Annotated in this window: 16 protein-coding genes; 10 read left to right on the top strand and 6 right to left on the bottom strand. The window is 60.5% G+C overall.

Annotated features, from left to right (window positions below):
- Positions 1–408: 408 nt before the first annotated feature.
- The 7 genes from FHG71_RS21215 to FHG71_RS21180 all read left to right on the top strand — a co-directional run bounded on the left by FHG71_RS21215 (position 409) and on the right by FHG71_RS21180 (position 6443).
- A complete protein-coding gene (locus FHG71_RS21215) occupies positions 409–984 on the top strand; it encodes a hypothetical protein (RefSeq protein WP_139083692.1) in 576 nt (191 codons plus the stop codon).
- Positions 985–1210: 226 nt separating this feature from the next.
- Complete coding sequence (locus tag FHG71_RS21210) at positions 1211–1945, top strand: hypothetical protein (protein WP_139083691.1); 735 nt, start codon at positions 1211–1213, stop codon at positions 1943–1945.
- A gap of 299 nt (positions 1946–2244) precedes the next feature.
- Positions 2245–2622 carry a hypothetical protein gene (locus tag FHG71_RS21205; RefSeq protein WP_139083690.1) on the top strand — a complete coding sequence of 126 codons (378 nt, stop codon included), beginning with the start codon at positions 2245–2247 and terminating at the stop codon, positions 2620–2622.
- A 423-nt stretch (positions 2623–3045) separates the two neighbouring features.
- Positions 3046–3411 (top strand): site-specific integrase, encoded by a 366-nt coding sequence (locus FHG71_RS21200; RefSeq protein WP_139083689.1) that lies wholly within the window; start codon positions 3046–3048, stop codon positions 3409–3411.
- Positions 3412–3955: 544 nt separating this feature from the next.
- Positions 3956–4750 (top strand): replication initiation protein, encoded by a 795-nt coding sequence (locus FHG71_RS21195; protein WP_139083688.1) that lies wholly within the window; start codon positions 3956–3958, stop codon positions 4748–4750.
- Positions 4751–5437: 687 nt separating this feature from the next.
- Positions 5438–6091 (top strand): ParA family protein, encoded by a 654-nt coding sequence (locus tag FHG71_RS21185; RefSeq protein WP_176559553.1) that lies wholly within the window; start codon positions 5438–5440, stop codon positions 6089–6091.
- Between the two features lie 58 nt (positions 6092–6149).
- Positions 6150–6443 carry a hypothetical protein gene (locus FHG71_RS21180; protein WP_139083686.1) on the top strand — a complete coding sequence of 98 codons (294 nt, stop codon included), beginning with the start codon at positions 6150–6152 and terminating at the stop codon, positions 6441–6443.
- 205 nt (positions 6444–6648) lie between these two features.
- Here the strand turns inward: FHG71_RS21180 and FHG71_RS21175 are convergent, their stop codons facing one another.
- From FHG71_RS21175 to FHG71_RS21165, 3 genes are all read right to left on the bottom strand, one after another.
- The gene (locus FHG71_RS21175; protein ID WP_139083685.1) at positions 6649–7071 is read right to left on the bottom strand and encodes a DoxX family protein; all 423 of its coding nucleotides are present in this window, start codon (positions 7069–7071) and stop codon (positions 6649–6651) included.
- 300 nt (positions 7072–7371) lie between these two features.
- The gene (locus FHG71_RS21170) at positions 7372–7824 is read right to left on the bottom strand and encodes a hypothetical protein (RefSeq protein ID WP_139083684.1); all 453 of its coding nucleotides are present in this window, start codon (positions 7822–7824) and stop codon (positions 7372–7374) included.
- Positions 7825–7961: 137 nt separating this feature from the next.
- On the bottom strand, positions 7962–8525 hold the full coding sequence (locus FHG71_RS21165; protein ID WP_139083683.1) for a YidH family protein: 564 nt from the start codon (positions 8523–8525) through the stop codon (positions 7962–7964).
- Between the two features lie 97 nt (positions 8526–8622).
- Here FHG71_RS21165 and FHG71_RS24630 point away from each other — a divergent pair, with 97 nt between their 5' ends.
- Positions 8623–8934, top strand: a complete 312-nt coding sequence (locus FHG71_RS24630) for an HGGxSTG domain-containing protein (RefSeq protein WP_281281990.1) — start codon at positions 8623–8625, stop codon at positions 8932–8934.
- A gap of 663 nt (positions 8935–9597) precedes the next feature.
- Positions 9598–10305: a recombinase family protein gene (locus FHG71_RS21155; RefSeq protein WP_246045557.1), complete on the top strand. Its 708-nt coding sequence runs from the start codon at positions 9598–9600 to the stop codon at positions 10303–10305.
- 405 nt (positions 10306–10710) lie between these two features.
- Here FHG71_RS21155 and FHG71_RS21150 read toward each other — a convergent pair whose 3' ends face one another.
- The 3 genes from FHG71_RS21150 to FHG71_RS21140 form a co-directional block, all read right to left on the bottom strand.
- Positions 10711–11118, bottom strand: coding sequence for a hypothetical protein (locus tag FHG71_RS21150; RefSeq protein WP_139083681.1), 408 nt, complete (start codon positions 11116–11118; stop codon positions 10711–10713).
- A 166-nt stretch (positions 11119–11284) separates the two neighbouring features.
- A complete protein-coding gene (locus tag FHG71_RS21145) occupies positions 11285–13912 on the bottom strand; it encodes a hybrid sensor histidine kinase/response regulator (protein ID WP_139083680.1) in 2628 nt (875 codons plus the stop codon).
- Between the two features lie 9 nt (positions 13913–13921).
- Entirely contained in the window at positions 13922–14332 is a 411-nt protein-coding gene (locus tag FHG71_RS21140; protein ID WP_342777524.1) for a putative pterin-binding protein, read from the bottom strand.
- A 523-nt stretch (positions 14333–14855) separates the two neighbouring features.
- On the opposite strand from FHG71_RS21140, the gene FHG71_RS21135 reads away from it, so the two are divergent.
- Positions 14856–15458: a response regulator gene (locus FHG71_RS21135; protein WP_139083678.1), complete on the top strand. Its 603-nt coding sequence runs from the start codon at positions 14856–14858 to the stop codon at positions 15456–15458.
- The last annotated feature ends 751 nt before the right edge of the window (positions 15459–16209 follow it).

The following is a 16209-nucleotide window of genomic DNA, read 5'->3' as shown; positions in this document are numbered from 1 at the left end:
CCCCTCAGACCGGGAGCTTGAATCACACCGTCACAGCGGGAGCGAGCAGATCAATGGGTCCTGAACCTAGGCAAAGGCTTCAACTCGAATGAATCTTGAAGCCGATTGGCCCTCCATCATCCTTGTAGTGCTTTTAGGAGGCGTGCTTCTGCGTTGGAGGTATCATCGTACCCGAAGCTACCGGGAACTCCATTGGAGCCTTGTCTTGCTTGTGCTGGCCGTATGCGCCTTCCCGATGCTCGCAAGCATCACTCTCCTCATGCAATTTGAAAGCTGACCTTGGGGTCAGGATTTATGAATGTTCGAGGTAGCGAGCGGCGGGACGGGCATCTACGGCTCTCACCGCCGTCCTTTACCTCGTAATCAGCCCCGCGCATCCATGAGCGTGTCGCCCATCAGAGATCACCCATGCCTTGGCTTCCTTTCTACGCCAGCAGGTCCGACCTGCCGCTACTGCGGGACATGCTCACCTCGGACGCTGATCTGGCGCTCTTGGTGCCTGTAGAAGGTGACCTCTGGAAGGCCACCCTCGATTTCGCCTTGGGCCAGGACGGCCGCTTTGCCCTGTGGCACGTACCCAGCGGACCCTTGCCTTTGATGCCCGACGGTGTGGGCGAGGCCATAGGGATGATCGAGAACCCCTTTGCAGGCTGGAGGCACCTCCGGTTCGCGGACGGGCGGCCCTTCTTCGGCAGCCCTCCCGGGCTGCTCTGGCTTGAGCTGCATGTCCAGGCAAAGCAACCCGCAAACAGCCTGGGCTTGTCATGCTTCGAGTGGATCGGGAACTACTTCGCCGGGCTTGGAGACGTGGCGCCTAAGGTCACCGAGAAGCGCTGGGCGAAGCTTCGCGGCAGGTTCTCCAAGCTTGCTCCGCGGGTCCCCCGCGGCGCCATCGATAGGGATCGGAAGCCGGAGGTGTTTGCTTTGCCCGGTGCGCTGGAAATGTTGAGGGCAGGCGTGAGGGCAGACACGTTTCCAAAATAGAAGCTTTATGGGTCCGTCCGTAGAACGGACAGCTAAGAGCAACTCACAAAACCCTCTGATCTGGTTGAGGCAGATGAGCGCAGCCAGGATCATGAAGGCTCGTAGATATCGGCGCGCTGCTCGTAGCGGATGGACAAGCATAAGTCCTGGCTGACGTTGTGATCGCTCACGCAGGAACAGGCCAGTAGAGGGGTCAGTGTTTGCGCTTCGGATTGGATGCTGGCCGATGACCGACAGGGATGCTGTGACTGTCGACCAGGGACACGTTTTAAACAACAAGGTGCGCGGGCACGTTGAGCGCGACTGGGAAGACTGGCGCACCAATCATTTCTTTGGCGAAACAGCGGACATTCCTCTCACCGCCACACGCGCTTGGATAGCGAGGGCAAAGCTCAACTATCGCGGGGTTGGTAGGCGGACGGCGCTGCGCCATCTCATCGCCACCAATGTCGACCAGTTCTTTCTGGATGAGATCAGCCAACTGGATGAGCTTGAACGGCTGGAGTTGGAATGGCCGATGGTGGCGGACAACTTGGCGCCTTTGCTTGGCCTCAGGCGTCTCAGGTTTCTCAGTTTGGATAGCCCGCGCAAGATCACGGACTTCACGCCCCTCTTGCAGCTTCCTGCTCTGCGGACGCTCCTCATCACCAATCCCAAGCGGATGGCTAGTCTCGACTGGCTACGCGATGCCCACCACTTGGAGGTGATCGGGATCGAAGGGGGCATGTGGAGTCCATACAAGATACCCAGCCTCAAGCCTCTTGCGGGTCTTCGATCGCTGCGCGCGTTCCTGGGCGTCTCCACAACGTTGGCCGACAAGCAGCTCATGCCGCTAGCGGATTGCCCCAACCTGGAGTTCCTAAAGATCGCCCGTGTGGCGCCTCGCGAGCAGTTCGAGCGCTTGCATGCGGTCAAGCCAAACCTCGTCTGCACTTGGTTCCGTTCAGACATGTGGCGATGAGCGGCCCGGCGGTCGCGCAGAATGTCCCTGTTTCCCTTGCGTGTAGGAGGACAGTGCGCCTGCGGCAAAGGCTGAACCGACCGCATGTGACGGATTATGGCTTAGCAAACTCACCGTGCACCCCGATATGTGCTGTTACACTCTCACATCCCGCCATGCGGCAGCAACGTTTTGTCTCCGCTATGCTGCTGATCTTCCTTATTTTCCCTGCTTTGCCCTGCCAGCGTCATCCTGCAGCCCCTGAAGCCCCTCGGCTTCCGGTCATCGAGGCTGCGGCCACGAGTAGGAGGGGTTATCCCGTGACTGACACACCCGGGGACGGAGCGATGTCGCCTGAGGCCAAGGCGGCCCTTCTTGTGATGGCTGACGAGCTGGAGCTCTGGTCATCTGATCTTCTGGGCTGGCTCCCGCAGAGCCCGGAGCCCTTGGAGGCGTTTCAACGCCGGCGCGCCTGGGGTGAGGGCGCGCTGGTGAAGCGGCTCCGTGAGTTGCCTGGGTGCCATGTGACCGTGAAAGAGGATGGCGCGCTGGTTGAGCTGATCTTGGGCGGCATCCGGGTGCGTTCGGCCGATCGGCTCAAGGGCGCGTGCGAGGCTTGGATCGCTGAGGCGCGCAGACGGGCAGGAGCTGCCGCCAGCTCATCCCAATCAGCCGGGGTGAGGCCTGTTGATCTTTGACGAACCGTTTCAGGTCACGCGGGACGGCTGCCGCCTGTTCTGCCTTGTTCTCAGCCTCTTTGGCCCCGCCTCGGGTGCATCATTGTTTGGGAAAAGGTAGTAGATCCAGATTCCGATCGCCTGGCGGCCTCGTGTTCCTGCACGCGCCGCCCGAGTTGTGCGAGGAGCTGACCCAGCCGGGTGTCGTCGACCTCAAGAACGGCGAAGTCCTCGGGGGCAGACTGGCCTTGTAAGCCTCTTGCTCCTGCTGTCGGGCGTTGTGCGCGTGGAGGACGTCGTCGGGCAGCGGGACCGGCTGGCCTCGGGTGCCTAGGAGATGCCGCGCCCGCACGGGCAGGCTCAGGCGGTAAGCGCTGCTGGTCTGGTGCACCTGGGACCCCTACCCTCTCTGGGCACGTAGCAGCGCAGCCAGTCGAGAAGGCCGTGGGCCCGCAAGGCCTCCAATTTCTGGGCTCAAGCCCAGAGGGCTTCCTGTTCCCAAGCCGGATCGCGATCGCGGGACAGCCTAAATCGGCTGAACAGTTTGTTGGCCCGGACTTCAAGAAGACTATCCATGCCGATACTGGTCTCAGGAACTTTCCTCATATCCTGCGCCGCTTCGCGGCCACCCTGTACATCACCAACAACCCCGAAGGCGTCGAGGTCGTGCACCATGTGCTGAGACATACGAGTGTCGACATGACGCACCGCAGCTACGCCGGCGTGTACGATCTGGTCGCGGTGTGCCGGTATGACGAGCTTACTCTCGGCATCTGCGGAGCCATCCTGAAGGAAGTCAGCTATGGCTGAGCCGACCGACGATTCAACCTCAAGGCAGAAGTCCCCCCAAACGTAAGATTTGGTGTCGATGATAGTCCCTCTCGATCTGAGTCCGGCTCCTTTGGGTCATCTAAGCTTACTTTTCGGGGGATCTCGCGAGACTGTACTCTCGTAGCTTCTATCCTTGGTAGCTCTCTGTCTCACTGTCGTGGCCGAGTTATCCACAAGCTGAAAGCTAGCGCGTTCTTCTTCTCTTCTTCACTTTCTTCTTTCTTCGTAGAAGATTTTACAAATAATTTCAATCACTTGATCAGGAAGATCTTACGTTTTGGGGGATGTTGGCTTACATATTGGGGGCTTTATCCTTACGTATCGGGGGAGATACTCTTACTTTTGGGGTGACTCTCATTGCCTGCCTTGCGGACCGGAGTTGCTCTTGTCCCGAACCTTACAATTACATAGCCTATCTCGTAAGGTAAGGTTTGGAGCAGCCCTAGTGGATACAAGTCCCCCCGAAAGTAAGGTTTCGGAGCGGTCGCTCCGTACGCTTGAGCTCATCCCGGCAACCGGTGAGATGCTTAAACCTGCCGAACTTATTGATATCGATGGAGCGACTGGCCTGACCTTGGCGGCGAGGCGACTTTACAACCAGCTTATCGCCCATGCTTTTGGGCCTCGTATGGGCGAGGAAGGCCAGGAATGGACGATCCGCCTCTCCGAGCTTCGTGGGCAGCATAGGGGCAATGAACGCATTGAAGACAGCATCGTCGCACTCATGAAGACGATCGTCACCGTACGCCTTCCGGGCGGGGCAACCCGGCGGGTGGCACTCCTCGGCGGCAACGACATGGGGGATCCCGAAAGAGCCCATGGTTGTCTTACCTACTCGTTTGACAAGCGCCTGGTCCCACTCCTTCGCGAGAGTTCGGTCTTCGGGAAGATCGAGATCGAAGTCATGCATGCCTTTACGACCAAGTATGGCCTGGCGCTCTACGAGGCTCTATCCCGGCGGGTTAGGCTCACAACCAAGTTCTATGAGGACTTCGACCTCGAAGCCTTCCGCGAACTCCTCGGAGTTCCATCTGGAAAGCTCACCACCTTCTCGAACCTGAAGCTCCGCGCAATCACGCCGGCGGTCGAGGAGATCAACGCGATCGCGTCGTTTGGCTGTCAGGTCGAGCCGATCAAAGTCGGCAAGAGGGTTGAGAAGGTGCGCGTTGCCTGGTGGCGGAAAGACATCGATGGGCTCAAGGAGGCCTATGCCGAGTTGCAGCGTCCAAAGGTCGGCCGAAAGGCCCGGATTTCTGGTGATGCAGAACAGCTCGTAGAGCTTCCCTCCCTATTTGAGGAGAAACATAAGAAGCCTTGAAGCTAGGAAGCTAGTTTCTAGCTCTATGATCAGGACCTATAAACGCCTAATCCTCCGTTTCCCGTGCAGGCGACATTCTCTTCGTTGCCGTAGATCACCGGAAGCCTGGAGCTGATGGCAAGCGGGTCTCCTAGCAGCCGAGGACGACGTGCGTGGCGAGCCGGTCGGTACGGTCTCGATCATGCGGTAGCCGAGCTCAGGCAGGTCCAGGCCTTCGAACATCGCCTCATCCCGTCCGAGCAGGACCGGACAGAAGGCGAAGTACGCCTCGCTAATCAGGCCGGCCTGCAGGTACTGGCGGACCATGGACACGCCATCGCCGATCTTAACGTCGCGGTCATCGGCGGAGTCGCGTGCGCGCTCCATCGCTGCATGTATCTCGCCCCTCACAAACTGGAAGGTGGTGCCCCCCTCCATCACGATCGGGTCGCGAGGGTGGTGCGTCAGGATGAACGTCAGCGCGTGATAGAGCGGGTTCCCGCCCCACCTCCCCGTCCAGCTGTCCTCCAGCCATGGTCACGCACCCAGTTTGGGCTGCTCAAGGCGGTCCTATGCGAAACTGCACGGTACCTGTCACTTTCAATCTACATGTTCATAGGAACTTGGCTTCCTACGAGATTACTTCTCGGTAAACCTATGGAGATAGGTCATGCTCTCCTCAAGAAGAGGCACGAGCAGGAGTGCGTCATGAGCATCATCACCGTCGCCACCAGCAAAGGTGGTGCAGGAAAGACCACGCTCGCTCAGATCATCACTGGCACGGTTGCCAAGCGAGGCCTTCGGGTGGCCGCGATTGATGCGGACTACAATCACTCCCTGACCGATTGGGTGCGAACCTTCGGTCGTTATCCGATCTCGGTCGAGACCGAACTCAACGAGACGAAGATCATTCCGCTCGCCGAGAAGCTCGCCGAGACACATGACCTCGTGGTCATAGATACGGCTGGAGCGGCGATGCAGGCGACTGTGTTCGCGATCGGCTGTGCCGACTTGGTCCTCATCCCATGCCAGCTCTCCTCAGCCGATGTGGTCGAAGCGGCAAAGACGAGCCAGCTTGTCCAGAGTGCTGCGGCAATGACGCGGCAGGAGATCCTGACGCGGGTTGTTCTGACGGACTATCAAGCGAAGACAGTCGTTGCCGGCCACGTAGAGCGGGAACTTGAGGCCTGTGGTCTTAAGATCCTTGAGACGCGGCTTCACCGCCTGGTTGCTTTCAAGGAGATGACCTTCACTGGCGAAGTGCCAGGGGAGGGGGCAGCCGCGGCCCAGGCCAATGCACTACTTGATGAAGTCGCCGCGCTCGGAGCGTTGCCACTCATACCTATAGAGCTGGTTTCCTAGTTTCCTGTCTAGTCCGGAATATAGGGATCTAAGAACCTGACAATAAGAGGGCAGGGGTATGAAGAAGAACCTTCAAAGTGTTGCGGCGTCCTTGAGCGCGGTTGCCGCACAGTTGCCGACGCAGCATGTTCAGCCTGCGGCGGCGGCGCGACCGGTACCGGTTGAGGCATCAGCGTCGACCGAGCTGGTGGTTCAGTTCTCATTTGGCCTCCGCAAGAGCCAACGCCGCGAACTCCAGCGCTTGGCGGCAGACGCCGACATGACGATGCGTGCCTTCATCCTGAGCGCCCTGAAGGAACGAGGGCTGACAGTGACGGAGGAAGATCTCTTAGACTTGCGACGCAAGGGATGATGAAGAGGGCTCACTCAAGGCGTGAGGTGCGAGCCACGGCAAGCCCGCAAGCTAGGTTCATAGCTTTGTGTCTTCCTACCGACATATACGGTCAGCATTGTTCACCACGACAATACGGGTCGGGCCATGCTGGAGCAGTCGGTCCTGTATGGAGTTGGCCACGTTTGGTCGGGGGTTTGGGCCTCCCATCTTGTTCAGGTGCAGTTCAGGCCACCAAGCGTGCGGCACTCCGGGACCCGCGGTTCTTGAAGAGGAGAGCGTCGAGGCTCCAGACGCCGCCGCCGGCGAACACCAGATAGAGAAAGACAAAGCAGTAGAGGATCGCCGCATCCCCGCCGTTTAGAGCCGGGAACGGGCTCTGGGGCGCGTGCGCCAGCCAGTAGGCGAATGCCATCAACCCTGACAACACGAACGCCACTGGTCGCGTGAACAGCCCCAGAATCAGCAGGGCCCCTCCCACAAGCTCAAGAACGCCCGCGATCCAGGGCAGCGACAAGAGTTCGGGCGAGAAGTCCGAGGCCGGAAAACCCAGGAGCTTCTGCGTGCCGTGCGCAAAGAAGATAAGAGCGGCCACGATGCGTAGCACGGACAGCATCCGGGGCGCATTGGTGTCGAGATGACGGGTCATGAATATCCTTTGAGGGCAGGGCAGGCGAGATGCGGGAGCGCTTGACCCGACCTAGGGCAGCAAGTCGCCTGCCGCCATGCAGCTGACGCACAGGCCTTGTTCAATCAAGTCGATGCCTCTGCTCTAGCCGCAGCTCCGCCCGGGACACTTCCACTCGGCCACCAGACAAGCCCCACCCGCTTTCAGATGGTCGTGTGCACACCCCGGATGCGAGATCGGTCGTGATGGATCAGCTTGCAGGGGACCGCGCCTTCTAACGGCGATCTGCACACGGGTTCACGGTCTAGACGCCTGGGCGCTTCAGTCGAACAGGTCGCCCAAGGCACGGAGCTGGACGACCTTGCTCCACCTCCGCCTCCGATGTTCCTTTCCGTCGTGGAGCATGTGGCACCTCTGGCAGAGCGCGGCGAGGTTACGGAACCGATTGTTGCTGGGGTTGTGATCCAAATGCGCGCTGGCCAAGACCACGCGGGTGACAGGAAGACGTGGGGCAGGGGGGATGCCAGCAAGCCCAAGCTGCCCTGCTTCAAGCGCGTCCGGAGGTGGAAGCTTGCGCACCCGCCGGCCTTGACCGTCACGCCAGGTGCCGCGCTCGGCATCCCACCAGACCCCGTTGCCCAAGTGCGTGACGTCCTGCCCGTGAGGGCGGCCGCAGCGCTCGCAGCGGCCCTTGGCCCGGATGAAGCGAATGGCATGGGACAGCTCACGCCAATCGATGGGGTAGAACCAGCGGTGCTCCGGCGCGATCGGCATGATCAGAGTCTGGGGCCGGCCCTGGTTTGTGGCAACCCGCACCTGCGTCTTGGATCAACAGCTGTGCTCCTTGGGAGGTCGTGTCTGGGTCGACTTCGAACCACCACGAACGGGAAGCTCTATGTCGATGCCACATCTCAGTTCGCACGCCCCATCCATATGCCGATCAGGGCGGTCGCGGCGACCAGCGCCAGGAACACGTTCACCGCGATCAGCACCCAACCGGGCAGCCGATCGATGTCGGGCGCCTCCGGCTCGACCTTGAAGAGCTGTCGCCAGACGCCCGCTACAAAGCAAAAGATCGCAAACAGCATCAGCACCGTGGCTTGGGCCATCACCATCCAGCCGGGCACCAGGCCCTCCAGCAGCGCCCGCGCCCCGATGCCGCCGGCCAGTCCCACCAGCCCGGTGCGCACCCAAGCGGCATAGGTGCGCTCGGCCGCGAACACGGTGCGATCGCCAGCCAGCTCGGTCCGTCGCTCGGCGCTGTCCTTGGTGAGCACCGCGGCCGTGGCCGTGGTCCGGGCGGCCTGGGCCGTGGTGTCGGCGGCCGCCGAGGTCCGGCCTGCCGCCTGCGTGGTCTGCCGTGCGGCGGTGCTGGCGCTCTCGGCGGCGGCCGAAGCGTTCTCGGCCGCCGCCTGCGTCTGCTCTGCCGTCACTTGGGTCGCGACGGCACCAGCCTCGACCTTGCGTTCGTCCATGTCGGCCTCATTCTCACCCTGGACAGACGTCAGCCCGACGTCTGCCTAAGGCCCATGATGCGGCGTTCCTGGTCTGGATGGGTAGCCCCATGCAGAAGTGGCGCACGTTACAAAGACGACCCGCAGCAGGATCGCCTTTGACGCCGTCAGTGAGGCTAAGTTGGCCCACTGGAAGGAGCGTGAAGTCCAGCGCAGGGCCCGTGCCCACGTCCCCTGCGGCGCCCAGACCCGCAAGGGCCACTCCTGTCGTCTCCTCTCCGAGCCAGGCCAGCGCCGCTGCAAGTTCCACGGCGGCAGGAGCGCGGGGCCACGGACACCCGAGGGCCGGGAGCGCATCGCTGTCGCTGGGCCGCTTGGCGGGGCAAGCAGGTTTCATAAGCTCGGCCAAGCTATACTGCCGCGGAATTAGCACGAGTTTGCCAACATAAGGACAGCCCTGGCCGAATATCCTGACGCGAAGAGCGACCTATTCGCCCCAGGAGCCGTGTCGTGATCCGCGTTCTGCTCTGCCTTCTTCCTTTCCCTGCGCTGGCAGGAACTATTGCTCCAGACCTCGATGACTCTCCTATAGATCTGTGTCTGGTGCCCGATCCCGTAGCGATCTGGCACATGTCATATGATAAGGCCGAATTTTCAGAGATCTACGAAGCCCGTGCCGAGCTCTATGAGGCGAGTTGCCCCGGCCAAGAGGCCCCGCCGACCCCGCCCCTACTGGATGGTGAGCTGCCACCTTGCATTGAGGCTCGCTTGGACGATTTGGCCTGCCTTGATACGCTTAAGCATCAACCTGGCTTTGTGAAGGTGTCGACAGGATTACCAGAACCGCTGCCGCAAATTCCCTTGCCCCCCACGGCCGCTCTCCTGCTGGGAGCGATAGGACTCGCCGGAGTATTGGCGCGTCGATAGATAGAATTACTGGCATGCAACCTGCCTTGTGCCTTTCTTCAAGGTATTTCTATTTGCGACACATTTCCGCGCCAGATCGCGGTCGAGCTGAGGGACAGTCTGTCACGAGGCCTGAAACAGCCACGACGTCCTTTGTCATTGGGTATGAGGATGTAGACCGGTAAGCATGGGGCGGGACGAAGAGCGAGGCCATCTTGTGCAACGGTATGTAGCCTACCTGCGGGTCAACTCGCAGGATGAGGGGCGCTCGGCCCTCGGGCTCACGGCACAGGCTCGCGACATCGAGCTGTTCCTTGAGACCCACGCGCCAACGCCGTACGAGGTAATCGCTACTTTCCGGGAGGTGCAGACCGGCCCTGATCACAACCGGCCGCAGCTTGAGGCCGCGCTCGCGCTGGTGGGCCGGACGTCCGGGTGCGAGCTCCTTGTGGCAAAGCTGGATCGGCTATCGCAACACGCTTCGGTGATCTCGGCGTTCATGGAAGACCAGCAGGTTCGCTTCAGGGTGGCATCCATGCCCCAGGCCGACAACGCCCAACTTTATGTCTATGCGGTGCTGGCAGAGCAGGAGCGTGCCTTCATCAGCATGCGGACCAAGGCGGCGCTCGCGGTGGCGAAGGCACGGGGGGTGAAGCTGGGCGGGCTGAAGGACAAAACGGGTCGACGCAACGCGGCGGTGCAGGATCAAGCGCGTCTGCGGGCGTCCGAAGTTGGACCCATGATCCGCGCCATGCACAAGGACGGTAAGCCGCTCCAAGCGATTGCGGATCAGCTCAACAGCGCCGGGGTACCCACAGCGCGTGGCGGTCTGTGGCATGCGTCTCAAGTCCGTCGGGTGTTGGCGCGCCTCAGGGAAGTCGGCCTCTTCGCTTAACTGCACCTAACAAAGCTGAGGCTTGAAGGTTGAGTGGGTCCAGGCTCCAAGACCTTACTCTGACTGGTGCTACCAAGGTATCGGGAAACGTAACTGGCAAGGCTCGTGGGGCCTAACGGAAGTGCAAGTCGACTGCGTTGCCACACTATGAGAGCACGACCGCAAGCAGAGTAGAACGAGTGGAATGATGAAGTCCAAACCGATCCCCGCCAAGCTGGTGTATTCACCACCGTCCTTGACCATTGTGGGCTCGATTGCAGGTCTGGCAACACCCGCCCTGGAGCCCGGGCGCGACGACTTGAGGATCGTTTACTGGGATGAAGCGTACCCAGACCCCGAGGTCAGCGGCACACCAGTCACTCTGCACTAGCAGAAAGTTCGGCTCTTTCAGGCTGGCGCCGTCTTCTAGTGAGCCGGCTTGAGCTGACGAGCGATCTCGGCACGCGCCTCCGCGAAGAACTCACGAAGTTCGGCCAATTCGTCCTGCAAGGGCCCACTAGTGCCGGCCTGAATGAACTTGCGCTGGAGCAGTCTCACCTGACCGGCTTGGCGCAGGACGGAAGCTTCCAAGCGCTCGAGCATGCTGCGGTCCAGAGATTGACTCCTCAGGTTGCCGCCGATCACCTGGCGGGCTGATTGATGGATGCTGCGCAGTTGTTCGAGCAGATCCGGTGCATCGACACTGAGGTCAACAAGGTCTGCAAGCCGCCATGCTCCCGGCGGAGCTATGTCATGAAGGGCGCCGTTCCCCTGCGGCATCTGCTTCGAGATGCTGCCATTGTCTGAAGGGGTATATGGGAGCTTCTTCGTCATCGGGAAGTGTAAGTCCTGGATTAGGCCAAAGGAGTGCGACCACTGGGGAAAACACTATCAGCCAAGCCTTGTTCATTGAAGGTCAGCGGCGTGGTCATCCGGGTAAGCATGGCTATTCTTTCGGATAGAGAGTACTTTTCTGGTTCTTGTGCCTGGCCCTGAGGGTTCAGCAGACCGGTTGGTCCGACAGCACTTGGTCCAGAGCCGACTGGTGAGCGAGAACTTTCTCACGCGTGGCAACCCAGATATCGAGCAGAACCGCCATTTCCATGCACAGCTCTTGGTTCTGCCCCAACTTCAGGCCTTTCTCGATTTCAAGAAGTGTCGCCCTGAGACGGAAAGCTCCGAAGATCGCGGCAGCCCCTGCAAGCTTGTGCACGTCGAGGGTTGCGTCTTCAGGGTCGCGCTCCCCGGCGATGATCCGGGTCACTGCGGCTTCGCCGCTGCCCAGAAATTCCGCCACAAGTCGACTGGCCGTGCCGTTGTCCAAACTCCGACAGGTCTCCTGAAAGGTCTTTGTATCCAAGATCGGCGGCGCGGAGCTCTCGTCTTTCGCTTCGTCAACGGGACGGGCCAGCGGTGTCTTCGAAAGCATGCTGCGCAAGCTCTCACGGGACACCGGTTTAGTCAGCACATCGTTCATTCCGGCTTTGTGGAAGGCCTGGATCTGGTCAGGAAGTGCGTGAGCGGTGACAGCGATGACCGGCACATCCCGTGAGAGGCCTGTGCCTGACCGGATAGCTCGTGTAGCGGCAACCCCATCGAGATGCGGCATGCTGATGTCCATTAAGATGATGTCGAACTCTAGGTCGTCAGCCATCGCAACAGCGGCTTCGCCGTCCTGTGCTTCCACCACCAGATGGCCGTCGCTCTCGAGCATGCGGCACAGAACGGTGCGGTTGATGGAGTTGTCCTCGGCGACCAGCACGCGCCGGCTGCCATGCAGGGTTTCGGCTGCCAAGCGGTGAAGCACATCCGCTGGAAGTGGCTCGGCCTCATCGGCAGGGTCGTCCAACTCCCCACGCACTGGATTGAACGGAAGATACACCCAGAACTCGCTGCCCTCACCCGGCACGCTGCTTACGCCAACCTCGCCTCCCAGTCGTTGAACAAGGCGCCGAACGATGCCGAGCCCAAGCCCTGTGCCGTCGACCGGGCGCGCATACGAGGTGTCGAGAGTCACAAAATCGTCGAAGACCCGGGCCAGATCCTGAGGGGCTATTCCCAAGCCTGTATCTGTCACACGGAACTCGAAGCGCCCTTCTGCGATCTGCTTGACCGCGAGCTCGACCTGTCCCTCCTGTGTAAACTTCAGAGCATTGCTCAGTAGGTTCAGAAGGATCTGCTGGAGCCGGACGGGGTCGCCCATCACACGAGGCAGTGGCTCCGAAAGCACTGACAGGACAAGACGATTGCGTCCCGCCTGAGCAATGGCGTCCTGGCTTGCGACGATCTCTATAAGCAGTTCCGTGATGTCGAACGGGTGATGCCCGATCGGAAGCAGACCCGCGTCGTCGCGCGAGATGTCGAGCACATCGTTGACATGGCGCAGGAGCAAGCGTCCCGACCGTTCCATAATATGGAGAAGATCCACCTGAGACAGGTCCAGCGGAGTATCGGCCAGGAGTTCCATGGTTCCCAGAAGCCCGTTCAGAGGAGTCCGGATCTCATGGCTCATGACCGCGAGCAGCCGAGCCTTGGCGCGCTCCCCTGCCATCGCCTTATCCCGTGCTTGGACCAGATCGCGTTCGGCTGCGACCTGCGCCGACATATCTTTGAAGAACGCGATAAAGATCGGCCCCTTCCCAGACTCGGCCGTAGTGATCGACAGTTCCGCCGGGAACAGAGAACCGTCCTTCCGTCGCGCCTCTCGGCGCACCCGCCCGAGTCCTATGATGCGCCGCTCTCGCGTGATCAGATAACGGGCCATGCCGGCGCGGTGCGCGTCACGCACGTCTTCAGGCAGAACGAGGTCGGCGATGTCCTGGCCGACCGCTTCGGTCTGGCTGTAGCCAAACACCTCCTCAGCTGCGGCATTGAACTCAAGCACCCACCCGTTCTGGTCCGTTACGATGATGGCGTCGAGCGCGGTGTCAATGACGGCCTCTAGGCGATTCAGGGCCCGCCGAAGCCGCTCGGAGCTTCGGCGGGCCTTGGCCTCAAGCCACAGCATCCGTGCAAGGAACCCGAGAAGGACCACGAACAGAACGGCCGTAACAAGCGCAAGATGCCCAAACGTCTGAACGACATCGCTGCGATGACCCTCCTTATGAGCGGCAATTGCGCCCACGCTGACAAGGGTCAGGTTGCGTACGGCAGGTGAGATGGCTCTAGCCTCGTCCGCCAATCCTGGCAGGGCTCTTCGGAGTACCTCGTCTTCCCCATCGATCAGCGGCATCGCATCATTTAGGAAGCTCTCGATGTCCATAAGCAGTGCATCGAAGTCTTCCTCCGCTCGGACCTCGGCAAAGACATTGCTCTGCTGCAGGATCATGATGCGGCTATACAAGACATCGAACTGCCGCCGAACTTCGATGAGAGGTACGGCACCCGCACGAGCATCTGTGATTGTCATTGTGAACCGCAGGTGATCGACCTCGACCTGAGCGATAGACCACTCGACATTGTCCAGGCCGGCCGTGCGATGATGGTAGACGCGCCCCCGCAACTCAAAGGCCACGAGGCTGATCATCAACGCGCTCAGCGCCAGACCGAGCAGAACAACCATCATGGTCGCCTGCCGGTTCATCCACCTACGGGTGCCCCTTAGGTGGCCCTTATCATGAATATTCATCCGTCGATCTCAGGGCCCGCTCTCAACCTCGATGCGGACCAGCTGCCAAATGCTCCGCGAGTAGATCACCTCGCTGCGATAGTCGGGGTTGGCGTCAAAGGGGTAGATGAGCCAGAGCGGCCCTTTGTCGCGCACCGACATGGGCGCGCTATCAACATCGAAAGCCACGACCGGTCCCCCTTTGATGGCATCCGAGACGGGGATCTCGACGGCATAGTCATTCAGAGCTGTCGCGTATAAGGCCCCCTCCTCGACACCCAGATGATCGAGCAGCGTGTCGAGGGGCACGCCCGTGTAGGCATGCACGCCATCAGTCCAGACTGTCGAGGTTTCGATTGTTTCGGCCCCTAGCGCCTCCAGCATGGCACGGTCAAAGAGCGCGGCGTCCTCACTGTTCTTGATGGCAATGTCGCCCGTCACGGTGAGAAGGACGTCTCCCGCGGGCTCGGGCAGACTTGAACGTGGCTCCTGGGCCAAAGCGATACTCGCCAAAAGCAGGAACACAGCAGTCAGCAAAGTCATAGCACCAAGCACAGGTGAGCCTCCCGACGCAAATGTCTCAGGCCCCAGCCCTAGACGACCCCCTCGTAGCGGGCACGATCCCTGAAGGGTAGCAGCTTACTCATTCGGGTGCTTCTGAAGTTCAGGCTGGGAAGGAGCATAATAAATGGTCTGTGCAAATTGGGGCTGACCAAATTCCGTCACACTAAACGCTGCTTACAATTTTGCGGCTGGGTCGATGACCAATGGGTTCATCTCGGATGGCACTGTAGAGCAACAGTGATCTGGTCGTAGAAGGCAAAAAGGCGGATATGATCCATCATAGATTGATAAACGAGAAAGGGTGTGGCAAAGAACGGTTTCGCGTTGCTGGCTTGGGCGGGCACTCTTGAAGTTCGCGGCGGGTCACGAGTGGCCCCGCCTGTCGGAAGGGAAGGTCCTCGTGCGCATTCTCTTGGCTGACGATCACGATCTTGTACGCGAAACCATCGCTGCCTTCCTCAGGCATGAGGGGCTGGGCGAGGTCGTCACAGCGGGCAGCCTGAGTGAAGCGGTAGAACTGACCAGGAAAGCTTCGGGCTTCGACCTCGTTCTCCTAGACCTTGTTATGCCGGGCATGCAGGGCCTTGAGGGCCTCGCCCGCATGGTCGAGGTCAACCAAGGTCGCCCCGTCGCCTTGCTGTCCGGCAGTGCCTCGTCCCAAACGGTCGAGCGCGCACTTGGGCTGGGTGCCGCCGGGTTCGTGCCCAAGACCCTGGGTGCACAGGCCATGATGGCGGCCGTGCGCCTGATGGCGGCCGGCGAGGTTTTCGTTCCCTATGGTCTGACGGCCAGTTCAGCTCTGGACCGAGACACTTCGCTCAACGCCCGTGAAATGGACGTGCTGCGCGGCATCTGTGCCGGCAAGCCCAACAAAGGAATCGCGGCCGATCTCGGCCTCCAAGAGGCCACGGTCAAGCTGTATGCCAAAAGCCTGAACCGCAAGCTTGGCGCTCGAAACAGAGCCCATGCTGCCATGATAGGTCGAGATCGCGGGCTGGTCTGACCTTCGCTCTCAGCCGTTGCGCGTCTGAGCCGACGTTTTGTTGGCTGCAGCCAGAAACAGGGCTTGGGTTGAGGGTTGAACTGACCAGTTCGGTCCCAGGAGGCTGTCTGGCGCAACATGCAGGGTCTACCTCATGAGCAGCTTGGTCCGGCACGGCTAAGGTGACCGCGTGCACATTGCTCATGCTCGAAGAGGCCGCGACTACCCGAAAGGAGTGAAGATTTACTCGAAAGTTTCGTTGTGAGATGAAAACGACCGCGGCATTGCTTGAGCTCAAGTCGACTTTTCTGATGCTTGGTGAGGGCGGTTGTTGTGTTGGACGGGGCGGAGCGTACACTACAGTTTCAAGCCATCGCCGATATTTTGGAGGAGTGGGCCGATAACTTGCCCCGTTGGGACCAATCCTCCGTGCCGTGGTATGTTCACCTTGACCAGTATTGTGAAGCTGAAGACCGGCTGGCGGAAAAGCTGCGCCGCTTACCCACGTGCCGCCTGTTCATCAGTGCCAATCGCAGACGGGTCTGTTTTAAGTTGGCAGAAGTGCAGGTGAAGTCTGCTCAGGGGCTTGCAGCCGCGTGTCACGCCTGGGCCGCAGAGATAAGACAGTGCCTGCTGTTATCAGCATCAACGCCGCCCCAAGGATGAATCCGCCCCTCCAGCCGAGGGTCGAGCCGCTTCTCCTTAGGTTCAGGACCCATTGATCTGCTCGCTCCCGCTGTGACGGTGTGATTCAAGCTCCCGGTCTGAGGGG

It is taken from the genome of Rubellimicrobium roseum (assembly GCF_006152145.1).
Lineage (GTDB): Bacteria > Pseudomonadota > Alphaproteobacteria > Rhodobacterales > Rhodobacteraceae > Rubellimicrobium > Rubellimicrobium roseum.
Note: the sequence above shows the minus strand (reverse complement) of the source record. Positions and strands in the feature narration are given on the sequence as shown.

Bases quoted from the DNA above. Each gene is read 5' to 3' on its own strand.
- FHG71_RS21155 (WP_246045557.1), top strand. From the start codon at position 9,598: ATGGGGCGGGACGAAGAGCGAGGCCATCTTGTGCAACGGTATGTAGCC.
- FHG71_RS21185 (WP_176559553.1), top strand. From the start codon at position 5,438: ATGAGCATCATCACCGTCGCCACCAGCAAAGGTGGTGCAGGAAAGACC.
- FHG71_RS21210 (WP_139083691.1), top strand. From the start codon at position 1,211: ATGACCGACAGGGATGCTGTGACTGTCGACCAGGGACACGTTTTAAAC.
- FHG71_RS21180 (WP_139083686.1), top strand. From the start codon at position 6,150: ATGAAGAAGAACCTTCAAAGTGTTGCGGCGTCCTTGAGCGCGGTTGCC.
- FHG71_RS21145 (WP_139083680.1), bottom strand. From the start codon at position 13,912: ATGAATATTCATGATAAGGGCCACCTAAGGGGCACCCGTAGGTGGATG.
- FHG71_RS21195 (WP_139083688.1), top strand. From the start codon at position 3,956: ATGCTTAAACCTGCCGAACTTATTGATATCGATGGAGCGACTGGCCTG.
- FHG71_RS21150 (WP_139083681.1), bottom strand. From the start codon at position 11,118: ATGACGAAGAAGCTCCCATATACCCCTTCAGACAATGGCAGCATCTCG.
- FHG71_RS21175 (WP_139083685.1), bottom strand. From the start codon at position 7,071: ATGACCCGTCATCTCGACACCAATGCGCCCCGGATGCTGTCCGTGCTA.
- FHG71_RS21170 (WP_139083684.1), bottom strand. From the start codon at position 7,824: ATGCCGATCGCGCCGGAGCACCGCTGGTTCTACCCCATCGATTGGCGT.
- FHG71_RS21165 (WP_139083683.1), bottom strand. From the start codon at position 8,525: ATGGACGAACGCAAGGTCGAGGCTGGTGCCGTCGCGACCCAAGTGACG.
- FHG71_RS21215 (WP_139083692.1), top strand. From the start codon at position 409: ATGCCTTGGCTTCCTTTCTACGCCAGCAGGTCCGACCTGCCGCTACTG.